This window comes from Microvirga medicaginis (genome assembly GCF_052658925.1).
Window position 1 is genome coordinate 47,563 of record NZ_JBQWEL010000024.1, and the last position, 21,118, is coordinate 68,680.

At 62.8% G+C, this 21,118-nt stretch carries 20 protein-coding genes; 14 read left to right on the top strand and 6 right to left on the bottom strand.

The features are described from left to right. Positions 1–46: 46 nt before the first annotated feature. Complete coding sequence (locus ACUXUR_RS22755) at positions 47–1,012, bottom strand: TAXI family TRAP transporter solute-binding subunit (protein ID WP_445504634.1); 966 nt, start codon at positions 1,010–1,012, stop codon at positions 47–49. Positions 1,013–1,172: 160 nt separating this feature from the next. On the opposite strand from ACUXUR_RS22755, the gene ACUXUR_RS22760 reads away from it, so the two are divergent. From ACUXUR_RS22760 to ACUXUR_RS22780, 5 genes are all read left to right on the top strand, one after another. Then, positions 1,173–2,750, top strand: a complete 1,578-nt coding sequence (locus ACUXUR_RS22760) for an OpgD/OpgG family glucan biosynthesis protein (protein WP_445504635.1) — start codon at positions 1,173–1,175, stop codon at positions 2,748–2,750. 292 nt (positions 2,751–3,042) lie between these two features. Continuing rightward, positions 3,043–3,792: a zinc ABC transporter ATP-binding protein AztA gene (aztA, locus tag ACUXUR_RS22765; protein WP_445504636.1), complete on the top strand. Its 750-nt coding sequence runs from the start codon at positions 3,043–3,045 to the stop codon at positions 3,790–3,792. Continuing rightward, the gene (gene aztB, locus ACUXUR_RS22770) at positions 3,761–4,669 is read left to right on the top strand and encodes a zinc ABC transporter permease AztB (protein WP_445504637.1); all 909 of its coding nucleotides are present in this window, start codon (positions 3,761–3,763) and stop codon (positions 4,667–4,669) included. The genes aztA and aztB overlap by 32 nt, the downstream gene beginning before the upstream one ends. A 22-nt stretch (positions 4,670–4,691) precedes the next feature. Beyond that, a complete protein-coding gene (locus ACUXUR_RS22775) occupies positions 4,692–5,624 on the top strand; it encodes a metal ABC transporter substrate-binding protein (RefSeq protein WP_445504638.1) in 933 nt (310 codons plus the stop codon). Positions 5,625–5,834: 210 nt separating this feature from the next. Beyond that, positions 5,835–6,797: a CobW family GTP-binding protein gene (locus ACUXUR_RS22780; RefSeq protein WP_445504639.1), complete on the top strand. Its 963-nt coding sequence runs from the start codon at positions 5,835–5,837 to the stop codon at positions 6,795–6,797. 53 nt (positions 6,798–6,850) lie between these two features. Here ACUXUR_RS22780 and ACUXUR_RS22785 read toward each other — a convergent pair whose 3' ends face one another. After that, positions 6,851–7,114: a hypothetical protein gene (locus ACUXUR_RS22785; protein ID WP_445504640.1), complete on the bottom strand. Its 264-nt coding sequence runs from the start codon at positions 7,112–7,114 to the stop codon at positions 6,851–6,853. Positions 7,115–7,285: 171 nt separating this feature from the next. On the opposite strand from ACUXUR_RS22785, the gene ACUXUR_RS22790 reads away from it, so the two are divergent. The 3 genes from ACUXUR_RS22790 (at position 7,286) to ACUXUR_RS22800 (ending at position 9,205) form a co-directional block, all read left to right on the top strand. Then, the gene (locus ACUXUR_RS22790) at positions 7,286–8,293 is read left to right on the top strand and encodes a WD40 repeat domain-containing protein (RefSeq protein WP_445504641.1); all 1,008 of its coding nucleotides are present in this window, start codon (positions 7,286–7,288) and stop codon (positions 8,291–8,293) included. An 8-nt stretch (positions 8,294–8,301) separates the two neighbouring features. Beyond that, positions 8,302–8,580 carry a hypothetical protein gene (locus ACUXUR_RS22795; protein ID WP_445504642.1) on the top strand — a complete coding sequence of 93 codons (279 nt, stop codon included), beginning with the start codon at positions 8,302–8,304 and terminating at the stop codon, positions 8,578–8,580. Between the two features lie 109 nt (positions 8,581–8,689). Then, positions 8,690–9,205, top strand: a complete 516-nt coding sequence (locus tag ACUXUR_RS22800) for a DUF2937 family protein (protein ID WP_445504643.1) — start codon at positions 8,690–8,692, stop codon at positions 9,203–9,205. A gap of 23 nt (positions 9,206–9,228) precedes the next feature. Here ACUXUR_RS22800 and ACUXUR_RS22805 read toward each other — a convergent pair whose 3' ends face one another. Both ACUXUR_RS22805 and ACUXUR_RS22810 read right to left on the bottom strand, forming a co-directional pair. Continuing rightward, a complete protein-coding gene (locus tag ACUXUR_RS22805) occupies positions 9,229–9,567 on the bottom strand; it encodes a hypothetical protein (RefSeq protein ID WP_445504644.1) in 339 nt (112 codons plus the stop codon). 76 nt (positions 9,568–9,643) lie between these two features. After that, positions 9,644–11,074, bottom strand: a complete 1,431-nt coding sequence (locus ACUXUR_RS22810; RefSeq protein ID WP_445504645.1) for a homospermidine synthase — start codon at positions 11,072–11,074, stop codon at positions 9,644–9,646. Positions 11,075–11,327: 253 nt separating this feature from the next. Between ACUXUR_RS22810 and ACUXUR_RS22815 the strand changes: the two genes are divergently transcribed. Then, the gene (locus ACUXUR_RS22815) at positions 11,328–12,539 is read left to right on the top strand and encodes an MFS transporter (RefSeq protein ID WP_445504646.1); all 1,212 of its coding nucleotides are present in this window, start codon (positions 11,328–11,330) and stop codon (positions 12,537–12,539) included. Between the two features lie 24 nt (positions 12,540–12,563). Here the strand turns inward: ACUXUR_RS22815 and ACUXUR_RS22820 are convergent, their stop codons facing one another. After that, positions 12,564–13,136 (bottom strand): GNAT family N-acetyltransferase, encoded by a 573-nt coding sequence (locus ACUXUR_RS22820; protein ID WP_445504647.1) that lies wholly within the window; start codon positions 13,134–13,136, stop codon positions 12,564–12,566. Positions 13,137–13,264: 128 nt separating this feature from the next. Continuing rightward, positions 13,265–14,419 (bottom strand): type III PLP-dependent enzyme, encoded by a 1,155-nt coding sequence (locus ACUXUR_RS22825; RefSeq protein WP_445504648.1) that lies wholly within the window; start codon positions 14,417–14,419, stop codon positions 13,265–13,267. A 625-nt stretch (positions 14,420–15,044) separates the two neighbouring features. On the opposite strand from ACUXUR_RS22825, the gene ACUXUR_RS22830 reads away from it, so the two are divergent. From ACUXUR_RS22830 to ACUXUR_RS22850, 5 genes are all read left to right on the top strand, one after another. Further along, complete coding sequence (locus tag ACUXUR_RS22830; RefSeq protein WP_445504649.1) at positions 15,045–16,619, top strand: OpgD/OpgG family glucan biosynthesis protein; 1,575 nt, start codon at positions 15,045–15,047, stop codon at positions 16,617–16,619. Positions 16,620–17,786: 1,167 nt separating this feature from the next. Continuing rightward, positions 17,787–18,800 carry an ABC transporter substrate-binding protein gene (locus ACUXUR_RS22835; RefSeq protein ID WP_445504650.1) on the top strand — a complete coding sequence of 338 codons (1,014 nt, stop codon included), beginning with the start codon at positions 17,787–17,789 and terminating at the stop codon, positions 18,798–18,800. A 30-nt stretch (positions 18,801–18,830) separates the two neighbouring features. After that, entirely contained in the window at positions 18,831–19,604 is a 774-nt protein-coding gene (locus tag ACUXUR_RS22840) for an ABC transporter ATP-binding protein (RefSeq protein ID WP_445504651.1), read from the top strand. Next, complete coding sequence (locus tag ACUXUR_RS22845; protein ID WP_445504652.1) at positions 19,604–20,419, top strand: ABC transporter permease; 816 nt, start codon at positions 19,604–19,606, stop codon at positions 20,417–20,419. Before ACUXUR_RS22840 ends, ACUXUR_RS22845 begins: the two co-directional genes overlap by 1 nt. A gap of 92 nt (positions 20,420–20,511) precedes the next feature. Beyond that, the gene (locus ACUXUR_RS22850; RefSeq protein WP_445504653.1) at positions 20,512–21,039 is read left to right on the top strand and encodes a MarR family winged helix-turn-helix transcriptional regulator; all 528 of its coding nucleotides are present in this window, start codon (positions 20,512–20,514) and stop codon (positions 21,037–21,039) included. Positions 21,040–21,118 lie beyond the last annotated feature (79 nt).

Here is a 21,118-nt window from a genome sequence, read left to right on the forward strand (position 1 = left end):
GGAGCAGTTCACCTGCCCCGGCTTGAATGTAAATCGGCCGAAGGGCTTACGAACCCTTCTTCACGCCCTTCTCATCAAAATAGCGCTGCGCACCCGGATGCACAGGGATCGGCATGCCGGAGAGCGCGTTCTCGAGCTTGATGTCCTTGGCGGCAGCATGAGCGGCAGCGAGCTCGGGCAGGCTCTCGTAGAGAGCTTTCGTCATCTGATAGACGGTCTCGTCCTTCACGCCGGAATGCGTGACGAGATAGTTCACGACGGCGGCCGTCTGCACCGGAGCGGTCTGGCCCTCATAGGTGTTCGCCGGGATCGTGGCCTTGATGTAGGGCGTGCCGACCTTATCCACGATGGCGGTGGGGATCTCCACGACGACGATCGGTACGGAGGTGGCGAGATCGCGAATCGAGGACACGCCGAGACCTGCCGATTGCAGGGTGGCGTCGAGCTGGCGGTTCTTCATGAGCTCGACGGATTCGCCGAAGGGCAGGTACTCGACCTTGCCGAGATCCTTGTAGGTCAGGCCAGCCCCCTGGAGGATCGCGCGGGCATTGAGTTCGGTGCCGGATTTCGGCGCGCCGACGGAGAGGCGCTTGCCCTTCAGGTCGGCCAACGACTTGATGCCGGATTCCTGGGTGGCGACGATCTGGATGTAATTGGGATAGATGGCGGTGATGCCGCGCAGCTTGTCGAGCTTGGACTTGAAGCCCGCCTCCTCGTCGCCGGCCCAGCCCATGGCCAGGCTGTCGCCGAGGGTAAAGCCGATCTCGCCCTTGCCCTGCTGCAGCAGGGTGAGGTTTTCAACAGAAGCCTTGGTGGCCTGAACGGAAGGCCGCGAACCCTGGACCTTTTCCGTGAACACCTTGGAGAGAGCAACGCCCAGGGGATAATAGACGCCCGAAGTGCCGCCGGTCAGAATATTGATGAAATCCTGGGCCTGGGCAGGAAGGCTTGCTCCCGCAATGGCAATGGCTGCCGCTGCGCCGACGAGGCGGCGCGTGAATGTTTGACGCATGGCATACTCCCTGTTTTGTGGCGCTGTGACGTTACGGCGCTTGTGCATGGGGCTAGTTTTGACGGCTGACGAGGATTTCTCAAGAGGATAAGAGAGACTTATTCCTGCCACCTTGGTCGGTAGGGGTCCGTCTCTCCACAACTAATCAATGCGTCGAACCATGCTCAACCGCCGCCAGTTTCTCCAAACAGCCACCGCCACGGCCGCTCTGGCCGCCCAGGGCTTCTCAAGCCGGGCCATGGCGCAGCAGGGTTTGAAGATGGGAGCACCGGCCCCCTTTTCCTTCGATGACCTGAAGAAGCAGGCAGAGACGATGGCCCGCACGGCCTATATGGCCCCACCGAGCCCCTCGCCGGACATTCTCTACCAGATCGACTACGACGCCCACGGCAAGATCAGGTTCAAGACGGATCTCGCGCTCTGGGCCAATGGCCCCGGCGAGTTCCCGGTGACCTTCTTCCACATGGGCCGCTTCTTCCAGAAGCCGGTGCGCATGCATGTGGTGGAGAACGGCCAGGCTCGGGAGATCATCTACGACACCGAGTATTTCGACATGCCGGCGGACTCGCCTGCCCGGAAACTCCCTGACAACACGGGCTTTGCCGGTTTCCGTTTCCAGGAGGCCCGGAACGGCAAGCTCGACTGGAAGAAGAACGATTGGGTGGCCTTCCTCGGCGCGTCCTATTTCCGCGCCATCGGCGAGCTTTATCAGTACGGCCTCTCCGCCCGCGGCCTCGCCGTAGATGTGGCGGTTCATGGGAAGGCCGAGGAATTCCCGGACTTCACCCATGTCTACTTCGAGACGCCAAGCCCTGGCTCCGACACGGTCACGGTCTATGCCCTCCTCGACGGACCGAGTGTGGCGGGCGCCTATCGCTTCGTGATGAAGCGCGCTGCCGCCGTGACCATGGATCTCGACAGCGCCCTGTTCCTCCGCAAGGATATCCAGCGCCTCGGGATCGCTCCGCTCACCTCCATGTACTGGTACTCGGAGAAGGCGAAGACCACCGCGATCGACTGGCGTCCGGAAATCCACGATTCCGACGGTCTGGCCATGTGGACCGGGACCGGTGAGCGCATCTGGCGCCCCCTCAACAACCCGCCGCGCATCATCACCTCGGCCTTCTCGGACGAGAACCCGAAGGGTTTCGGCCTTCTCCAGCGCGACCGGAACTTCGACCATTATCTCGACGGCGTCTATTACGACCGCCGCCCCTCGCTCTGGATCGAGCCGCAGGGCTCCTGGGGCCAGGGCGCCATCCAGCTCGTGGAAATCCCCACCGATGACGAGATCCACGACAACATCGTCGTCATGTGGGTACCCGCGGACCCAGCCCGTGCAGGCCAGGCACTCAACTTCCGCTATCGCATGCACTGGTCGGCGGACGAGCCCTACCCGACCCCCCTCGCCCGCGTGATCGCCACCCGCTTCGGCAATGGCGGGCAGGCCGGCACGGCTCGCCCCAAGGGCGTGCGCAAGTTCATGGTGGAGTTCATCGGCGAGCCTCTCACGAAGCTACCCAGCGGCGTGATCCCGAAGCCCGTGCTCTCCGCCTCCCGCGGCGAGTTCTCGAATGTTCTCACCGAGGCGGTGCCCGACAACGTGCCTGGACATTGGCGCACCCAGTTCGACCTGACGGTGACCGGCACCGAGCCGGTGGAGATGCGCTGCTATCTCCGCAACGGGGATGAGGTGTTGAGCGAGACCTGGCTCTACCAATACCATCCAGCGTTCTAAGATTTCGCTTGCAAACCATGCTATTAACAGGGGCGTATAAAATACTGTACGCCCCTGGAAATGGCGGCCGATCCGGTCTATGTGTGGGGGCATGTCGCACAGCCACCACCACGGTCAACATCATCATGGCCATGAGCACCGGGTCCATGGACACCAAGCTTTGGAACACCGAGTTTTGGCCGCAGACCCGACCTTTTCGCTGCTTCGCCTCTCGGTCTGGCAGCGACTGGCGGGCGCTGCCGTGCTCTTGGGCGCCCTGTGGCTGATGGTTCTCCAGGTGATGGGATAAGCCATGCCGAAGCCCTCGACTGCCATCCGTTTCGATGAAGTGACCCTCGGCTATGGCCGCAGGCCTGCCGTACACCATCTCGACGGGGACATCCCGGCCGGGAGCCTCATGGCCGTGGTCGGCCCCAACGGCGCCGGCAAGTCGACCCTGCTCAAGGGCATCGTCGGCACCCTGAAGCCGCTCGAGGGCCATATCCGGCTCGACGGCCCCTCCTCCGAGATCGCCTATCTGCCGCAGGCGGCGGAGATCGACCGGTCCTTCCCCCTCTCGGTCTATGATCTCGTCGCCATGGGGCTCTGGTCCCGCTCGGGGCTTTTCGGCGGCATCTCGGCGAAGGATCGCACCAGGGTCGAGGAAGCCCTGGCGGCCGTCGGCCTCATCGGTTTCGAGCGTCGTCCCATCTCCACCCTCTCCGGTGGCCAGATGCAGCGTGCCCTCTTCGCGCGCCTGCTGCTGCAGGATGCGCCGGTGATCCTGCTCGACGAACCGTTTACCGCCATCGACGCAAAGACGACCGCCGACCTGCTCGATCTCGTGCGCCGCTGGCATGACGAATCCCGCACGGTCGTGGCGGTTCTGCACGATCTCGACATGGTCCGCCGTGTGTTCCCCAAGACGCTGCTCATTGCCCGCGAGCCTGTGGCCTGGGGCGAGACGCTTGGCGTGTTGAGCGCCGAAAATCTCCTGAAGGCCCGCCGCATGGTCGAGGCGTATGATCCGCATGCGCATATCTGCCAGCGCGGCGCCGCGTAAGGAACCATCCGTGCTCGACCTCCTTTACTCCCCCTTCTCCGAATTCGAGTTCATGCAGCGCGCGCTCGTGGGCGTGATCGCCATCGCCCTCGGCGGCGGTCCCATCGGCGTGTTCCTGATGCTGCGCCGCATGAGCCTCACGGGCGATGCCATGGCGCATGCCATCCTGCCTGGCGCGGCGATCGGCTATCTGCTCGCGGGCCTGTCGCTTCCCGCCATGACTGTCGGCGGATTGGCGGCAGGCGTCGTCGTCGCCATGGCGGCGGGCCTCGTCTCGCGCTTCACATCTCTGAAGGAAGATGCGTCGCTCGCAGCCTTCTATCTGCTGTCGCTCGCGCTCGGCGTCACCATCGTGTCGCTTCGCGGCTCGAATGTCGATCTGCTGCACGTGCTCTTCGGCACGGTGCTCGCGCTTGATGACAACACGCTGCTGCTGCTCGCGTCCATTTCATCGCTGACGGTTTTGGCGCTCGCCGTTCTCTACCGCCCGCTCGTGCTCGAATGCGTGGATCCGATCTTTCTGCGCTCCGTGAGCCGTGCCGGAACGCCGACGCATCTCATCTTTCTCGGCCTCGTGGTGATGAACCTGGTCGGCGGCTTTCATGCCCTGGGCACCTTGCTCGCCGTCGGCATGATGATGCTGCCCGCCACGGCGGCGCGCTTCTGGACCAGCGACATCACCATGATGATGATCGTCTCCATCCTCATCGGCATCGTTTCAGGTGTCGCGGGGCTTCTGCTCTCGTTCCATGCGGAACTGCCCGCGGGTCCGGCGATCATTCTTTCGGCCGGTGTCGTCTATGTCGCGTCTCTCCTGATCGGCCGCGAAGGCGGCGTGCTGTGGCTCGCATGGCCCGGCAGGCATCTCGAAGCTTAAAATCCAAGCAAAGGATCTCATCATGCCGACGAGAAGAACCGTTCTGTCCTGGCTCGCAGGCTCTCTGGGCTTGGCCTTTACGCTCATGCCGGCCGCGGCGCAGACCGCTGAGAAGCTGAAGGTCGTGGCGACCTTCTCGATCCTCGGCGATCTCGTGCGTCATGTCGGCGGCGAGCGCGTGGATGTGACGACCTTCGTGGGCCCCAACGGCGATGCTCATGTCTATTCGCCCACACCCGCCGACGGACGCCGTCTGACGGAAGCGAAGATCGTCTTCACCAACGGCCTCAAGTTCGAAGGCTGGATCGACCGTCTCGTGAAGTCTTCCGGCACCAGGGCGGCGAAGATCGAAGTGTCCAAGGGCCTCAAACCTCTCGAGGGAGAGGAGGAACACGGCCATGATCAGGGACACGACCATGGTCATGAGGGCGTCGATCCACATGCCTGGCAGAACATCGGCAACGTGAAGATCTACGTGGCCAATATCCGCGACGCCCTGATTGCCGCAGATCCTGCAGCCAAGGCGACGTATGAGGTCAATGCCGCCGACTATCTCGCCAAGCTCGATGCCCTCGAGGCGGAACTGAAGGATCTCGTCGCCAAGATCCCTGTAGACCGGCGCAAGATCATCACCTCTCACGATGCCTTCCGCTATTTCGAGGACGCCTATGGGATCGACTTCGTCTCCCCGCAGGGCGTCTCGACGGATGCCGAAGCCTCTGCCAAGGACGTGGCCAGGATCATCCAGCAGATCAAGCGGGAGAAGATCAGTGCCGTTTTCGTGGAGAACGTCTCGGACGCCCGCCTCATGGAGCGGATCGCCAAGGAGACCGGGGCCAAGATCGGCGAGAGAGTCTATTCCGATGCGCTTTCGGAGCCGAACGGCCCCGCCGGCACTTACATTGACATGATGAGACACAATATAAGGGCTTTCAGCGCGGCCCTGTCGAGCTGAAGGCCACCCTCCCACGGATCTTGGGTGTTCCAAGATCCGATTAGCTGTGCAAACCGGGAACACCCGGCTTGCATGGGGGAGGGTCGGAGCGCGTAAGCGATCCGGGGTGGGGTGGCAGCGCGACCTCACCTGACCTGGTGTTTCCACCCCACCTCGGCCTTTCGGCCGATCCTCCCCCTCAAGGGGAGGATGAAAGTTGCGGACCATCCGATGACCGACAAGATCCCCGTTACCGTCCTCACAGGCTATCTCGGCGCCGGCAAGACCACCCTCCTCAACCGCATCCTCACCGAACCCCACGGCAAGAAATATGCCGTGATCGTCAATGAGTTTGGCGAGATCGGCATCGACAACGAACTCGTCGTCGGCGCCGACGAGGAAGTGTTCGAGATGAACAACGGGTGCATCTGCTGCACCGTGCGCGGCGACCTGATCCGCATTCTCGACGGCCTGATGAAGCGCAAGGGCAAGTTCGACGCGATCATCGTCGAGACCACGGGCCTTGCGGACCCCGCTCCCGTCGCCCAGACCTTCTTCATGGACCAGGACGTGTCCGACATCGCGCGCCTGGATGCCGTGGTGACGGTGGCCGATGCCAAATGGCTGTCCGACCGCCTCAAGGACGCGCCCGAGGCCAAGAACCAGATCGCCTTCGCCGACGTGATCATTCTCAACAAGATCGATCTCGTGACTCCTGAGCAGCTTGAAGAGGTCGAGGCGCGCATCCGCGCCATCAACCCTTATGCGAAGGTCCACCGCACGCAGAACTGCGCCATCCCCATCTCGGAAGTGCTCGACCGCAAGGCCTTCGACCTCGACCGCATCATCGAACTCGAGCCTGACTTCCTGGAGGAAGGCCACCACCATCATCACGACGAGGAGATGCAGTCCGTCTCCGTCGCCATCGATGGCGAGGTGGATCCTGAAAAGTTCATGCCGTGGATCTCGAACCTGACCCAGGTCGAGGGTCCGAACATCCTGCGTTGCAAGGGCATCGTGGCCTTCCCCAACGAGCCGAAACGCTTCGTCTTCCAGGGCGTGCACATGATTCTCGACGGCGATGTGCAGGGTGAGTGGAAGCCTGGCGAGAAGCACACCTCCAAGGTGGTCTTCATCGGTCGCGACCTGAACGAGAAAGCGATCCGCGAGGGCTTCCTCGCCTGCGCGGCTTGAACCGCGTTTCACTCCAGGAGGCAGGTCGCCTGCGCCCTGGAATCACAATCGGCTCATGGCGCAAAGCCGGCCTTCGTCATGCATTCCTGAACATAGGCTCTGCGGGTCGCCCTGACCTGCTGGAGCCATTGCTCGGAAATGTCTCTGCCGTTCCGGTAAATCAACCGGGCATCCCTCTCGCAGGATGCCTTTTGAGCCGCCCTTTGAGCCGAGGCCTCGCTCCCTCCTTGAGCGGGAATCCCGCCCATGGTCTGAGCAGAGGCTCCCATCGAACCGAGCGCCGTCATGACAAAAGCGATCAAGCTCAAAATTCGCATGCCGCAGCTCCCAATCATCAAAAATCCTATGATGGGTCTGCCGCTCGGTGATGGCCATGTCTCAAAAGGCTTACCGCAAAGGTGCCTTGGCGCATCCTGAGCGTAAAACCCTGCCTTGCCTTCCATCCCTGCAACCATGCTATGGGGAACCCACCTGAAGGGAATGTTTCGATGAGTGCTGGAGCTGCTCCGTCCTTGACCCAAAGTGTGGCGCCCGTTGCTGCCGGCGCGCATGTGACCGCCATCGGCTGGCTGAAGGGCACCGCCGCCTTTGGTCTTGGCGACGGCGGCGTGCTGCTGGTGAAGGATGGCGAGACCCATCGCGTGGAAGCCCATCCCGATGCAGGCGTTCTGGTCGGCGCGAGCGACGGCGAGCGCTTCGTCACCGGTGGCGACGACGGGCGCGTGGCCGTGACCGGTGCCGATGGTTCCACGAAGACCCTGGCCGAGGCCAAGGGTGCGTGGATCGACTCGCTGGCGCTGAGCGCCGGCGGCGCCTTCGCCTATGCTGCGGGCAAGCGCGTCTTCGCCCGCGACGACAGGGGCCGCGAGAAGATGCTGGAGGCGCCCTCCACCGCGCGCGGCCTTGCCTTCGCCCCCAAGGGCTATCGCCTCGCGATCTCGCACTACAACGGCGCGACCTTGTGGTTCCCCAACGTGGAAGCAAAGCCCGAAGTGCTCGAGTGGAAAGGCTCGCATCTCGATGTGACCTGGTCGCCCGATGCCCGCTTCGTGGTGACCTCCATGCAGGAGAATGCGCTTCACGGCTGGCGGCTCATTCCCGACAAGGGCCACATGCGCATGAGCGGCTACCCGTCCAAGACACGCTCGTTCTCCTGGTCGCATGACGGCAAATGGCTTGCCACCTCCGGTGCGGAGGCGGCGATCATCTGGCCTTTCGAGTCGAAGGAAGGCCCCATGGGCAAGGCCCCGCGCGAATGCGGCGTGCGGCCCGCAAAAGTGAGCCGCGTGGCGTTTCATCCCAATACTTATGTGCTGGCGGTCGCTTACGAGGACGGCTGCATCCTGCTCATTCGCCTGAACGATGCTTCCGAGCTGCTCGTGCGGCCTGCCGTCAAGGGCAGCGGCGTCACGGCCATGGCTTGGGACAAGGGCGGCAAGCGCCTCGCCTTCGGCTGCGAGGACGGCCAGGCCGGCATCCTGACCCTGCCCGCATGAGATCGCCCGTGGCTCTGTTCGGCGCTTTCCTGAGAGGATCGTTCGGCCTACCGAAACCGGATCGGAAGGCTGTCGAGCGCGTGAAGGAGCTGGCGCGCACGGCGCTCCAGTCTTCGCCCGAGACGGCCTTTGCCGTGAACGAGATTGCCTGCAACGATCCTGGCTGTCCCGGCATCGAAACCGTCATTCTGGTGATGGAGCCGGGAAAGAAGACCAGAGCGCTCAAAGTGCAGAAGACCCTCGACGAAGTGACGGAACAAGATATCCGCGCTGCGTTTGACGCTTAGCGCATCGCGCGGAACCGGAGGGCCGCGTCAGCAAAAAGTGGACCGGCTTTCCGCTCGAACGATGCGCTGTGTATAAAGGGATCCACCCGATGGCTTAGAGGTTTGAGCCGTGTCACGCATCGTTCGCATCATCGCTTTCGGCCTCGGTCTGCTCGGCGGTGTTGTTGCGTCGCAGGGACCGGAATATTCCCAGCAATATCGCCAGCGCCTCGGCGGTGCGATCGACGAGCTCAAGCGCGTGATCGCGCGATTCGATGCGGATGCGCAGGCCAATGGCGAAACGCAGGATGGCGCCATCGCACGATTGCGCTCGAACCCGGACACTCTCGTCAACCGACAGGGGGCGGCCATGCAGGGGAATGTGGAGCGCCTCGAACGGCTTCAGTTGCATCGTGAAGTCATGATGCAGGCAGGCCCCTTCGCGCGCATCGCGCTGATGGTGCGCGATGGCGACAGGGACGTGATGGAAGCAACCTATCGCGATTTCGAGCCCGCCATGCCCGTGACGGAAGAAGGCATCATCTCCGCCATCGCCGGCTTCATCGTCATATGGGGCGGATTTCTCCTCATTGCAGGATTTCTGCGCAGTCTCTTCAGAAGGCCGCGCCAGCAGATAAGAGCCTGATCGAATCGCCTGGCATCAATCTATCAGCTCTCGCGTTCCGGCTTTCCGGCGAGCACCACGTAAAATCCCAAACCATCGCTGGCGGGCAGCGTCTGCAACCGGTCGATCCAGCCGCGTTTCTTCGCTTCCAGCAGCGCCTTTCCGATCGGCTGGAAGAGCGTTTCGCCGCCGCCTTCCGGTGGCGGGTCGAGGCGCACGGCGACGGATTTGGCTTGCGCGAAGCGGCTGCGCTCCAACATGTCCTGAAGGGAGGCCGAGGCCTGCTCGCGGGTTGCACCGCGCAGGTCGAGCACGGCTTCGGCATCCACGACCCCAAGACCACCGCGCAGCTTGTTGGCGTAGAACTCCTCGAAATGAGGCATGGCAATGACTCCATGAAGCCTGTGCAAATCTACAAACGAACATGGCCGGCCTTCAAGCCGGCCATGCTGTCGAGCGTCAGCGCACAAGAATGTTCCGGAACTGCCACGGATCGGAGGTGTCGATATCCTCCGGGAAGAACCCGGGACGATCATCCAGCGGCGTCCAATCCGTGTAGTAGCCCTTCACCGGTCCAAGATAAGGTGTCTGCACTGCAAGGCAGCGGCGGAAGTCGATGTCGTCCGCCTCCACGATCCCCGCATTCGGGTTCTCCAGCGCCCATACCATGCCCGCGAGCACGGCGGAGGTGACCTGAAGACCGGTGGCGTTCTGGTAAGGCGCGAGCTTGCGGGTCTCCTCGATGGAGAGCTGCGAGCCGTACCAATAGGCATTCTTGTCGTGGCCATAGAGCAGCACGCCCAGTTCGTCCTTGCCGTCGACGATCTCGTCTTCCGTCAGGATGTGGTGCTCCTCCTGCACCTTGCCCGCATTGCCGAACATCTCGTGCAGCGACAGCACAGCGTCGTTTGCCGGATGATAAGCGTAGTGGCAGGTCGGGCGGTAGGTGACCTTGTCGCCCTCGCGAACGGTGAAGTAGTCGGCAATCGAGATCGCCTCGTTATGCGTGACGAGGAAGCCGTATTGCGGGCCAGGCGTGGGGCACCAGGTGCGCACGCGCGTGTTGGCCCCGGGCTGGAGCAGATAGATCGCAGCGCCGCAGCCCTTGTCGTGCGTGCGGCCGTTCTCCGGCATCCACGTCTCGTGCGTGCCCCAGCCGAGTTCCGCCGGCTGCACGCCTTCGGACACGAAGCCTTCCACCGACCAGGTATTCACGAAGACGCCCATGGGCTTCGGGTTCTCGGCGCGCTGCGTATCGCGCTCGGCGATGTGGATGCCCTTCACGCCGACTCGGCTCATGAGCTTTGCCCATTCCTCGCGAGACTTGGGCTCTTCGTGATCGAGGCCGATGTCCTTGGCGATGTTGAGGAGCGCCTGCTTCACGAACCAGGACACCATGCCGGGATTGGCGCCGCAGCAGTTCACGGCAGTCGGACCGCCAGGAGACTGACGGCGTGCGTCGAGAATGTTCTCGCGCAGCATGTAGTTGGTGCGTGCCTCCGGGCCTGCGCTCTTGTCGAAGTAGAAGCCGGCCCAGGGCTCGGCCACGGTATCGATGTAAAGAGCGCCGAGCTCGCGGGCGAGTTCCATGATATCGCGCGAGGAAGTGTCCACCGACAGGTTCACGCAGAAGCCCTGACCGCCACCCTCCGTGAGCAGGGGCGTCAGGATCTCGCGGTAATTCTCGCGGGTTAGAGCCTTCTGCACGAGGGTGATGCCGCGCACGTCGAGCATGCTGCGGTCCTTGTCATTGGGATCGATGACCGTGAAGCGGTTCTTGTCGAACTCGAAATGCCGTTCGATCAGGGGCAGCATGCCTTTACCGATCGAGCCGAAGCCGATCATGACGATCGGGCCGGTGATGCGGCCATGGACGGGCCAAGTGGTCATCGATGGTTCTCCTTAGCGAAAGCTTGAGATGGGAAGGGATGTCTCCGGGTATAACGGTTCCGGGCGCATCTAGGATTGAGGAGCCCCCGGGGTCAATGCCTGCGCCTTTCTCTCCATCCAGGATGACGATTTCCCTGCGGATGACGAACGTAAAATGATAGGAAACGCCTCTTCCGCATGGTTTTAGGCCTCGACATCGGGAAACAAGGTCTCATGATCGGTTTCAATATCGTCAGCCCCTGATTTGAGCCCGATGACATTCCATCAACTCCTCATGCGCCACGGGCGCGTGATCGGCCTCGGTTTCGCCCTGACTTTCCTGTCGTCCTTCGGGCAAACCTTCTTCATCTCGCTTTCGGGGCCGAATATCCGCGATACCTTCGGGCTCTCGAACGGAACCTTCGGCCTCATCTACTCGACAGCGACCCTCTGCTCGGGGCTGTTGATGATCTGGGTCGGCGGCGTGATCGACCGCATCAACATCCGCCTCTATGCCGGCATCGCTCTCCTGGGCCTGGCTGCAGCAGCACTGAGCCTGTCGGTTGCCCCGAACGTCGTGATGCTGGGCGTGAGCCTGTTCGGACTACGCCTCTTCGGACAAGGCATGTCGAGCCATGCGGGCGTGATGAGCACGGCCAGACTCTCGGCGGGAATTCGCGGCCGGGCGACGGGTGTGGCGGCGCTCGGCTTTCCTGCGGGCGAGGCGATTCTGCCCGGCATCGCCATTGCGCTGATTACGGTTTCTGGCTGGACAACCACATGGCGCGTAGCCGCATTGTTCATCGTGGTCTGCCTCTGTCTCGGCTGGGGCCTGAGCTTTGCCTTGGCGTCGAAAGATCCGGAGCTTGACGGCACGATTCAGGCGAGTAGCCCCCATGAAGCGGGACCACGCTGGATCGACGTGCTTCGCGACTGGCGCTTCCTCGCCCTTGTCCCGACCATGATCGGCTATCCGGCCATCGTGACGGCCTATTTCTTCCATCAGCGCCTGATCGCCGACATCAAGGGCTGGCCGCTGGAGCTGCTGGCAAGCAGCATCACCATCTATGCGTTGGTGTCCGTGACCGTGGCGATGCTGACGGGAAGCCTCGTCGACCGATTCGGCGCGGTGCGCTTGAGCCACTTCTACCTTTTAGGCCTGACCATCGCATCCGCAGCGATTGCAGCCTTCAGCGGTCCTGTCCTGGCGCCGATCTTCTTCGGCCTCATCGGTCTGTCAGCCGGCGCGACGAACGTGATCATCGCGGCGGTTCTCGCCGAGCTGTTCGGTACGAAACATCTGGGAAAGATTCGCGCGCTGGCAGGCGCCATCATGGTGGTGGCATCCGCGGCGACACCGGGCGCCATCGGCCTGCTGTTCGATTCAGGAATCGGACTCGGCGCGATCGGGTTGGGCTTTGCCGCTTATCTCGTCGCGGCGGCAGGCATCACATTCGCGCTGCCCGATCCGAGAGCTTCGGAGTGAAGCCCTCGGATCGATTGCTGAGGATTAGAAGGCCGAGCGCAGGCCCGGCAGCTGTCCCTGCGCGGCCGCGGCGACAAGCGCCGTAAGATCGGGCTTGTTCTCGAACGCACCGGTTGCCGCAACAAGACCGCGTGCACCGTCGAGATAACCGGCCTCCAGCTCTAGGGCGAGGAAGCGGTTGCGCTCGTACGGCCCCGGCAGCCAGAGCGAACCGGTCTTTTCCGACGAGAAGCCGAAGCGCTCGTAATATGGCGCATCGCCCACCAAGAGCACCGCCTTATGGCCGAGATCAGACGCACGCTGCAGCGCCTCGCGCATGAGCTTGCCGCCGAGACCGAGGCTCTGGAGCGCGGGATCGACGGCGATGGGGCCGAGCATCAGCGCCGGACGGTTCGGACCGGCAGAGATGTGCCACAGGCGCACCGTGCCGACGAGTTCGCCCTCGCGCTCGATGATCAGAGCCAGACCGTCAGCGGGCTTGCGACCCTCGCGCAGGCGCTCGCAGGTCTTCTGGAAACGGGCAGGTCCGAAGCAGGCATCGAGCAGCGCTTCCCGCGCCTCGACATCGTGGAAGGATTCTTCGCGAATCGTGATCATGGCCGTGGCCTCCCAAATCGTTTGGGGTGAGCGACAGCCCTCGCACTTGCTCAAGCTGAACAAGCCGTCCGGGACAACTTCTTTGAGGTTGGTGCCTGCCTCGTTTCGCGAGGCAGGCGGGACGTGAGTTAGATCACGTAGGACTTGAGCGGCGGGAAGCCGTTGAACGCGACCGCCGAGTAGGTGGTCGTGTAGGCGCCCGTGCCCTCGATCAGCACCTTGTCGCCGATCTCCAGCGAGACGGGGAGCAGGTAGGGCTCCTTCTCGTAGAGAACGTCGGCCGAGTCGCAGGTGGGACCCGCGAGCACGCACGGCACCATGCTGTCGTCGTCGCGCTCCGTGCGGATCGGATAGCGGATCGACTCGTCCATCGTCTCGGCGAGACCGCCGAACTTGCCAATGTCGAGATAGACCCAGCGCACCTCGTCCTCGTCGCGGCTCTTCTTCGAGACGAGGACGACCTCGGCCTCGATGATGCCGGCGTTGCCGACCATGCCGCGGCCCGGCTCGATGATCGTTTCCGGGATGCGGTTGCCGAAGTGCTTCGACAGCGCACGGAAGATCGACTCGCCGTAAGCCTCGACCTGCGGGACCGTCTTCAGGTACTTCGTCGGGAAGCCGCCGCCGAGATTGACCATCGACAGGTGGATGCCGCGATCGGCGCATTCACGGAAGATCGCTGAAGCCGAGCCGAGAGCCTGATCCCAGGCTTCGGTGTTGCCCTGCTGCGAACCCACGTGGAACGACACCCCGTAGGCTTCGAGCCCTTGACGAACCGCATGCTCGAGCACGTCGACAGCCATCTCCGGCACGCAGCCGAACTTGCGGGAGAGCGGCCACTCGGCGCCGGCGCCGTCGCACAGGATGCGGCAGAACACCTTCACCTCGGAAGCAGCAACACCAGCGGTCGCGGCAGCGCGGGCGATCTTCTCGACCTCGGCCTCGCAATCGACCGCATAGAGGCGCACGCCGATCTCGAGGGCGCGAGCGATGTCGCGCTCCTTCTTGATCGTGTTGCCGAAGGAAATGCGGTCGGGCGTGGCGCCGGCGGCAAGCGCAAACTCGATCTCGACGACCGAGGCCGTGTCGAAGCACGAGCCGAGATCGGCGAGAAGCTTGAGCACTTCCGGGGCCGGATTCGCCTTCACGGCGTAGAAGACACGCGTGTCGGGGAGCGCACGGGCAAACTTGGAATAGTTGTCACGCACCACGTCGAGGTCGACAACGACGCACGGGCCGTCCTCTCGTCGGTTGCGAAGGAATTCACGGATGCGCTGAGTCATGGCGCTCTCCCCACCAAAGGTTCAATGGAGGTCTTCAAGCCTCCGGATTGAAGTTCAGACGAGCAGAGCTTTCTGCCGTCCGGCGTCAGCGAGGGAAGATGCATCCTGCTTCGTGCGATGGAGACACGAGAAGCAAAGATGGGCTCTTCACCCGACGATGCTGCCTTGGATTGGATGGGGAATTCCCGTCCGCACGCCTGGCAATGATAAACAAGCCTCTTCGGTGCTGACCTTTGGAGGGCCAACGAGACCAAAAAAGCCCGTTCGTCGTTGCTTTAAGTCGCGTCCCCCGTTGAGAACGAGGTGCGCCGGTTTTCGCCTCCGGCTGCCGGTTAGGGGTATCGAGAGCTAGGTTGCTCTCGGGCGGCTGTCCGGCCTCTTGTCCGGATGCCCACCAACCGGCACGCGACCACAGGCACGTGCGAAATTGGGCAGGGGTGAGATAAGCATATTTGCCGGGGATCACAAGATCCTTTCGCTCTCCTTCCGCAATTTTTTAACCCTGGATCCAGAGAGGGCGTGGCGAGCAGGCATTCAGGCCCTATTAAGCGGCTTAAGCTCATCCATTGCGCGGTGAGCGCTTTGAAAACCCTCCCCGAGTCTCAGGAAGAACTGTTCCGCTGCCATGATGCACCTCTCCCGCCGTACCCTCCTGCAAAGCCTGCTCGCCGCCACGGCCCCGTCCGCCTGGAGCGGCCAAGCATCGGCGCAGACTCAGCAGAGCAGTGTGCCGGCCCCGAACCCGTTTCGATTCGAGGATGTGGTGCGCCGGGCGCGGGAGCTGTCGACGGCCCCGTTCGAGGCCAATCCTTCGCAACTGCCCGAGCCGCTCAACCGGCTGAGCTTCGACGATTATCGCGATATCCGCTTCCGCCCGGACAAGGCGCTGCTCGCCTCCGGCAACGGCCCGTTCCGGATGCAGCTGTTTCACCTGGGCTTCCTCTATCAGCGGCCGGTGACGGTCAACATCATCCGTGACGGCGTACCGACGCCGGTTCCCTATCAGCGCGAGCTGTTCGATTACGGACGCAACAAGATCGAAAAGCCGCTGCCGGTGAATCTCGGCTTTGCGGGCTTCCGCCTGCATTATCCGCTCAACAACCCGAAGGTCTTCGACGAGCTGATCGCCTTCCTGGGCGCGAGCTATTTCCGCTTCCTCGGAAGAGACCAGAAATATGGCCTCTCGGCGCGCGGCCTCGCCATCGACGTCGAAGGCGGGGAGCGGGAGGAGTTTCCACATTTCCGGGAGTTCTGGATCGACATGCCCAAGCCCGACAGCGACCGGGCCACGGTTTATGCGCTCCTCGACAGCCCCTCGGTGACCGGCGCCTATCGCTTCGAGATCTATCCGTCGAAGGAGACCACCCTCGACGTCACGGCCACGCTCTTCCCGCGCCAGCGGATGGAGAATGTGGGACTGGCGCCCCTCACTTCCATGTTCTTCGAAGGCGAGAACGACCGGAAACCGACAGACGACTACCGCCTCGAAATTCACGACTCAGACGGGCTGCTCATGCAGTCCGGCGCGGGCGAGTGGATCTGGCGCCCTCTGCGCAACCCGACGGCCAAGACGATCTCGTCCTTCTCCGACAACAACCCGCGCGGCTTCGGCCTGATGCAGCGTGACCGGGTGTTCGAGAACTATCAGGATCTGGAGGCTTACTATCATCAGCGCCCCGGCTACTGGGTGGAGCCGGTAGGCGATTGGGGCGAGGGCTGGGTGGAACTGGTCGAGCTGCCGACCCCGGACGAGACCCATGACAACATCGTCGCCTACTGGCAGCCGGCACGGCCCTACGAGGCCGGCCAGGAGGTCACCTTCTCCTATCGGCTGCGCGCAGCCGCAGCCATCGGCGACATGCATCCGGGCGGCAAGGCCATCAATACGTTCCAGACGCCCCCCCGCGCCAGCGGATCGAACGGTCCGAGCGATCGCACGCATCGCCGCTTCATCATCGATTTCGCAGGCGGCAACCTGCCCTATTACTTCAGCTCTCCGGATCAGGTGCAGCTGGTGCCTTCCACCTCCGTGGGACAGATCACCCACACCTTCCTCATGCCCAACGATCACATCGACGGTTTCCGCGCAGCCATCGACGTGAAGCTGGAGCCCGGCCAATCCACGGATCTGCGCGCCTTCCTGCGAGCCGGGAACAGGGCGCTCACGGAGACTTGGACCTACCCTTGGGCCGCGGAGTGATGGCCGCTCCACGCCAGCCTGGAAGGAGGCGCAAAAACGGTAAGAGATCGGGGGCGGGCCATGGCCCGCCCCCCACGAATTCTGGAAAACCCGGGATCAGCGGGGAAACAATGCCCTCCTACCCCTTCGTCATGCCCGCGCCTGTCGCGGGCATCCATGTCTTTGGACCCGTCGTGCAAGGCGAATACCATGCTCCCCTCTCCCGGTTGGGAGGGGGCAGAGGTGAGGGTTGTGTCCTCTCCGGATCTGGCATTCCCTCTCCCCGCGCTTACGCGCGTCGACCTCTCCCGCTCGGGAGAGGTAAGCTCGCGCTTCACTTAGATTTCTCACCCGGCCACCCCTGCCTCTCCCGCCAAGGGAGAGAACAAGTGCGGGCATGACGAGAGGGCAGCGGAAGCGGCAAGGAAGAATGTTCTCTCTTTGTTCTTGACAATGATCCTAATCAGAACTATGTTGCCTCTGTCCTGGCTCACCGAGGGGCGCGCTCGCGAGGCGTCGTGACTGTGGAGCCGGGGCACGGTCCTGCCGGATGAGCTGACCGCACAGCCGCCGGGCAGGAGGCCGCCCGCATGTCGCAAGTGACCGATGCGGTGTCCGCCTAAAGAAGCCGTGCGCGAGGAGCCGTTCGGTTCCACGCTTCCACCTCAGATCGAGCCGGACCGCTCCTCGCGCGACCCCTCGACCCATTCACCCTCGGGCCACCACGCCGCGAGGACGCTGCCGCGCGCCCGCAGGCTCTTTGACATCTCACGCCGACAGCGCCCGTGTCATCCCGGCGGTCCGCCGGGACCGGGAAAGGGATCCACTCACAGGCGTAGCGCTCTGGCATCCCGTCCCCCCGATGGCTATCGCTCTCTCCGGACGGGAATGATGCCCGTCATGACCGTCCTACTTTCCTACCCTCTGCCCTCACCTGAGGAGATCGCATGAGCGATCGTCTCGAAGGAGGATCCAGAGCGCATTGAACCATCCTTCGACGCAGCCTCACGGCTGCTCCTCAGGATGAGGGCAGCGGCACAAGGCCGGTGATGACATGGAGAGATTGGGTCAGCTGAAGAGCACAGATCCTCGAGACGACGAGAGACCTTGCCAAGCGTCTTTGAACCGCGCAGAACCGCGCTGAAGAGCGGCAGAAGTTCCTCCTGCCGCAGGCCAGGGACGAGCGCGATGAAGCGGAAGGCTTGGGCAGCGGGGCTGCTGATGGTTTTGACCGGCTGGAGCACGGGCTCCGCCGTGGCGCAGCCTGCCCTGCGGGAGGTGACCTTCGGCACCAACTGGCTCGCCCAAGCCGAGCATGGCGGCTACTATCAGGCGCTCGCGGACGGCACGTATGAAAGGCATGGCCTGAAGGTCACCATCGTGCCGGGCGGCCCGCGTGCGGACAACCGCATGCTCATGAGCGTCGGCAAGCTCGACTTCTATATGGGCGGCAGCCTTATCCAGGCCTTCTCCGCCGTGGAAAAGGACATTCCGACGGTGGTCGTCGCGGCTCACTTCCAGAAAGAGCCCCAGGCCCTGATGAGCCATCCGGGCCAGGGACTCGACACGTTCCAATCCCTGAAGACATCGAACGACATATTTCTCTCGAAGAGCGGCGCCGCCACCTTCTTCCAGTGGATGAAGGCCGAGTTCGGATTCAAGGACGAGCAGGTGAAGCCCTATGGCTTCAATCCCGCCCCCTTCATCGCCAACAAGCTCTCGGTGCAGCAGGGCTACGTAACCTCCGATCCGCTGGTGATCGAAAAGGCAGCGGGCTTCAAGCCCAACGTGTTCCTGCTCGCCGATCAGGGCTTCAGTACCTATTCGACCACGATCGAGACGCGCCGCGAGGTCGTGGAGAAGGATGCCGATCTCGTGCAGCGCTTCGTCGATGCCTCCACCATCGGCTGGTACAATTATCTCTACGGCGACAACACCAAGGCCAACGCACTCATCAAGCGCGACAATCCGGAAATGACGGATGAGCTGCTCGCCTACTCGGTCGCGAAGATGAAGGAATACGGCATCGTCGATTCAGGCGATGCGCAAAAACTCGGCATCGGCGCTATCTCCGACGCACGCGTGAAGGACTTCTTCGACAAGATGGTGAAGGCCGGTCTCTTCAAGGCCGATCTCGACTACAAACAAGCATACACGCTCCAATTCGTGAACAAGGGCGTTGGAATCGAGCTGAAGAAGTAGGCATCGGCAGCATCCGGCACTGCGCATTCCATGACCACGTCCACGCTCGTTTCGCTCAATCAGGTGAGCAAGGTTTTCGCCAACGGCGTGGCGGCTCTTGAGCGCTTCGATCTCGATGTTCGCTCGGGCGATTTCATCTCCCTGCTGGGTCCCTCGGGCTGCGGCAAGTCGACGGCGCTGCGCCTCATTGCAGGCCTGACCGGACCGACATCGGGAAAAGTGACCTGGCCCGGCTCTTCGACCGCCGATCATCGCAGCGAGATCGGCTTCGTGTTTCAGGAGCCGACCCTGATGCCCTGGGCCAACGTGGCGGACAATGTGTGGTTGCCGCTGCGCCTGCGCGGCATCTCACGACAGGAAGCGAAGGGCCGCATTGCGGAAAGCCTCACGCTTGTGGGCTTGCAGGATTTCGCCAAGGCCTATCCGCGCGAATTGTCCGGCGGCATGAAGATGCGTGTCTCGATCGCGCGGGCGCTCAGCGTGAAGCCTCGGCTGCTTCTCATGGACGAGCCTTTTGCCGCACTCGACGAGATCACGCGCTTCAAGCTGAATGACGATCTGTTGAAGCTGCAAGGCGAGCTCAACTGCACCATCGTGTTCGTCACGCATTCCGTTTTCGAGAGTGCGTATCTGTCGAACCGCATCGCGGTTCTGTCGCCTCGCCCGGGGCGCATCGTTACGGAGGTCGCAGGCATGCCCCCCCATGAGCGCGGCAGCGATTTTCGGACAAGTCTTCCTTATGCGGATCTGTGCCGGCATGTATCGCAGGCTCTGACGAGCGCCATGAAGGACGAGAGGCTGTGATGCCCCGCAATCCTCTCAAGGTTCTCATGCCGCTCATGGTTTTCATCGCGGCCATCGCTGCATGGGAAACATACGTGCGCTTTGCCGCCGTGCCCCGCTATATCCTGCCGGCCCCGAGCCTGATCGTCGCCACGATGAAGTCGGACTGGCCGGTCCTGTCGGCTTCCCTTCTGGTGACGCTGAAGACCACACTGACGGCTCTTGCTCTTGCGGTCAGCGGAGGTGTGGCGCTCGCCATTCTCCTGAGCCTCTCGCGCATTGTCGAGTATTCGCTCTATCCCTTTGCCGTTGTCCTGCAAGTGACACCGATCATCGCCATCGCCCCCTTGCTGCTGATTTATATGCCGCAGGATGTGGCTGTGCTTGCCTGCGCCTGGCTGGTGGCCTTCTTTCCCATCCTGTCGAACACCATGCTGGGGCTTCAATCCGTCGACCGGAACCTGCTGGAGCTTTTCCAGCTCTATGGCACCTCCGCTCGACAGGATTGGGACGCTCGGCTCGAATCCCGGTTGAAGGTCCTCTGGTATCTGCGCAGACCGGCGGCCCTGCCCGCCTTCCTGGCAGGCTTGCGGATCGCGGGCGGGCTCTCTCTCATCGGAGCGGTCGTTGCCGAAATGGCCGCAGGCTCTGCGGGAGCCGGCTCAGGGCTCGCCTATCGCATCATCGAAAGCCAGTACCGGCTCAATATTCCCCGCCTCTTCGCGGCCCTGGTGCTCTTGGCGCTTACAGGCGTCATCCTATTTCTTGTTTTGAGCCTCCTGTCCCGTTTTCTGCTGCGGCATTGGCACGAAAGCGCCCTGCCCCGGGAGGCCTGATGAGAGATCCGTTGAAGAGTCGCAGATCTGTCATCGAAACGTCATGAGTTGCTGGTCATGGTAAAGTGACAGCTGCTCAAGGGAAGATGGCAATGGACAAGGACATCATACATCCTGGCGTGAAAAGCGTCGGCTGGGCCCTGGTCCAGACATCGCGTCTCCACCGCAGCCGCACGGGCGACAAGCTCTCGGAGCTCGGGCTCTTCGCCGGTCAGGAGCAGGTTCTCCAAGCACTGGCCAGCTCCGGCCCCATGACCATGGGCGATCTCGCCGCCATTCTCCGCGTACGCCCGCCCACGGCATCCAAGACGGTGTCCCGCCTCTCAGCCCTCAAGCTCGTCGAACGGCACACGGAGCCGGGCGATGCGCGCGTGGTGCGTGTGAAGCTGACGAAGGAAGGCAAGCGAAAGGCCGCTGCCATCGATGCCCTTTGGGACGAGGTCGAAGCGGAACTCCTCGCAGGCTTCGACAACAAGGACCGCAAGCGTCTCCGCAAGCTCCTGCGCAGGGCTGCCAAGAACCTGGCTGGCGTGACCGGTGCCGACCAGACCGGCTTCGAAACGGATGACGAGCTGGAGGATCTGGGCGCCGAGGAGCCCGAACTCGCCGCAACGGCTTGAAGTAATCCAAAACTCGTTTTCGCTACATCCGCGGCATCCATCGCCCTTGGCTTCAACTTGCTCTATCGTGGCAGCACGC

Coding starts and splice junctions, on each gene's coding strand:
- ACUXUR_RS22755 (WP_445504634.1), bottom strand. CDS start 1,012: ATGCGTCAAACATTCACGCGCCGCCTCGTCGGCGCAGCGGCAGCCATT.
- ACUXUR_RS22760 (WP_445504635.1), top strand. CDS start 1,173: ATGCTCAACCGCCGCCAGTTTCTCCAAACAGCCACCGCCACGGCCGCT.
- aztA (WP_445504636.1), top strand. CDS start 3,043: ATGCCGAAGCCCTCGACTGCCATCCGTTTCGATGAAGTGACCCTCGGC.
- aztB (WP_445504637.1), top strand. CDS start 3,761: ATGCGCATATCTGCCAGCGCGGCGCCGCGTAAGGAACCATCCGTGCTC.
- ACUXUR_RS22775 (WP_445504638.1), top strand. CDS start 4,692: ATGCCGACGAGAAGAACCGTTCTGTCCTGGCTCGCAGGCTCTCTGGGC.
- ACUXUR_RS22780 (WP_445504639.1), top strand. CDS start 5,835: ATGACCGACAAGATCCCCGTTACCGTCCTCACAGGCTATCTCGGCGCC.
- ACUXUR_RS22785 (WP_445504640.1), bottom strand. CDS start 7,114: ATGCGAATTTTGAGCTTGATCGCTTTTGTCATGACGGCGCTCGGTTCG.
- ACUXUR_RS22790 (WP_445504641.1), top strand. CDS start 7,286: ATGAGTGCTGGAGCTGCTCCGTCCTTGACCCAAAGTGTGGCGCCCGTT.
- ACUXUR_RS22805 (WP_445504644.1), bottom strand. CDS start 9,567: ATGCCTCATTTCGAGGAGTTCTACGCCAACAAGCTGCGCGGTGGTCTT.
- ACUXUR_RS22810 (WP_445504645.1), bottom strand. CDS start 11,074: ATGACCACTTGGCCCGTCCATGGCCGCATCACCGGCCCGATCGTCATG.
- ACUXUR_RS22815 (WP_445504646.1), top strand. CDS start 11,328: ATGACATTCCATCAACTCCTCATGCGCCACGGGCGCGTGATCGGCCTC.
- ACUXUR_RS22820 (WP_445504647.1), bottom strand. CDS start 13,136: ATGATCACGATTCGCGAAGAATCCTTCCACGATGTCGAGGCGCGGGAA.
- ACUXUR_RS22825 (WP_445504648.1), bottom strand. CDS start 14,419: ATGACTCAGCGCATCCGTGAATTCCTTCGCAACCGACGAGAGGACGGC.
- ACUXUR_RS22830 (WP_445504649.1), top strand. CDS start 15,045: ATGATGCACCTCTCCCGCCGTACCCTCCTGCAAAGCCTGCTCGCCGCC.
- ACUXUR_RS22835 (WP_445504650.1), top strand. CDS start 17,787: ATGAAGCGGAAGGCTTGGGCAGCGGGGCTGCTGATGGTTTTGACCGGC.
- ACUXUR_RS22840 (WP_445504651.1), top strand. CDS start 18,831: ATGACCACGTCCACGCTCGTTTCGCTCAATCAGGTGAGCAAGGTTTTC.
- ACUXUR_RS22845 (WP_445504652.1), top strand. CDS start 19,604: ATGCCCCGCAATCCTCTCAAGGTTCTCATGCCGCTCATGGTTTTCATC.
- ACUXUR_RS22850 (WP_445504653.1), top strand. CDS start 20,512: ATGGACAAGGACATCATACATCCTGGCGTGAAAAGCGTCGGCTGGGCC.